Origin of the sequence: Microvirga sp. Mcv34 (genome assembly GCF_024519725.1) — a bacterium.
In the GTDB taxonomy this organism is placed as follows: Bacteria; Pseudomonadota; Alphaproteobacteria; order Rhizobiales; family Beijerinckiaceae; genus Microvirga.
Genome location: NZ_JALJRK010000234.1, coordinates 1 through 1,492 on the forward strand (window position 1 = coordinate 1; position 1,492 = coordinate 1,492).

General features: G+C 62.9%; 1 protein-coding gene. It reads right to left on the reverse strand.

Annotated elements, in window-relative coordinates:
* Positions 1 to 27 precede the first annotated feature (27 nt).
* Positions 28 to 1,374, reverse strand: a complete 1,347-nt coding sequence (locus OC446_RS30335) for an IS5 family transposase (RefSeq protein WP_262032582.1) — start codon at positions 1,372 to 1,374, stop codon at positions 28 to 30.
* Between the last annotated feature and the right edge of the window lie 118 nt (positions 1,375 to 1,492).

Sequence of the window (1,492 nt, forward strand, 5' to 3'; positions counted from 1 at the left end):
TAGTCGGCCCTGAACAATGCCGTTTGATCAGGCTGCCATTGGATTCCAGGGTTCGTGGGCAGTATCCGATGGCGCGGATGAACCCATCAGAGCGGCCAGGAACCAAGCGACAAGAAGCCTGAGCCAGTTCAGGATCAGCCGTAGGTTGTGCCCGGCGGCCACGAGCAGCGCATTGATCGCATCGCCGGCTGCTCCGAGCAGGTGATTGCGTCCAAGCCGCCCGTCCGCCTTCATGTGCCCGATCATCGGCTCGATGGCTGAGCGGCGTCTCAGCTCCCGCCTGATCGTTGGCGTCAGGCCCCGCCGCTGTCGCGTGATGAACACCCGATCCGTCTTGGCATAATCATGCCCACGATAGCCCTGGTCGACATAAGTCCGCTCCGGCTCGACGCCCGTCATGGCCACGACCTGATCGATCGTCGTGGTGAGCGTGTGACCATCATACGGATTGCCCTCGAGCGCCTTGGACGCGAGCACGAAGCCTTCGCGGTTGGTCACCGCCAGCGCGACCTTGGAGCCAAATTCGTACGGCCGATGCGCCTTGCCCTTGGCGATGCACACCACCTCCGGTGCGTGCAGGCTGTAGAGCTTGTTCTTGCTCGTGCGTTCCTGCGTCAGAAGACGCTCGATGAGGCCGAGCAGAGGAGCAAACCGGCGTGAGAGAACCTCATCGCCTGTGACTTTCCTGGCGACATCGCGGTAGACCCGACCCAAATAGGTCTTCAGCCGCTTCAACTCGCGCCGCATGCGGCGCATCTGCCGCGCATGGGCATAGCGACCGACCTGCACGGCGGCGCGTTTGGCCAGGCGGGTGTGAGCCTGCCGCAGCGTGAGGCCATGCCGCTTGGCCTGCCGCACCAGAGCCTGCAAGGCTTTCAGGTACAGCTTGGCGTCGGTGGGATAGGTGATCGCCTTGGGCTGGACGGTGGTGTCGACGCTGATCCGCTCCAGGCTCGACGACCGCACGGCGCCGCTCTCCAGCCCGGCCTGGATGGTGGCCGCCAGCAGCCTCTCAAGTCCATCGGGCCCGAGCCGCTTGCGCCAGCGCGTCAGCGAGCTTGGATCGCACGGCAGCTCATGCTGGAAATACTCGCAACCGCAGAACCATTGGTAATACGGGTTCTCGATCCAGCGCTGCACCACCGCCTCATCGGACAGGTTGAAGGTGTGCTGGAGATAGGACAGCCCCACCATCAGGCGCGTCGGCTTCGCGGGGCGTCCGAGTGGGCGGTAGAAGCGGCCAAACTCGTGATCGAACCTGTCCCAGTCGATCAGACCGGCCAGGCGAAACAGCTCATGGCGGTGATCGAGGATCTGGTCGAGGCGGCTGCGGTAAAGGTCGCCGGAGCTCGCTACTGTCGGCTTGGGTCCCATGGAAATACACCAGGTTTGAGCGGGTCAGCACCCAGATGCTGGCATTTTACAATGCTTCGTGACGGCGAAGAATCCTTCTGTCTCAATCAGTTGTGGGTTGTTCAGGGCCGACTAAATA

Bases quoted from the DNA above. Each gene is read 5' to 3' on its own strand.
- OC446_RS30335 (WP_262032582.1), bottom strand. From the start codon at position 1,374: ATGGGACCCAAGCCGACAGTAGCGAGCTCCGGCGACCTTTACCGCAGC.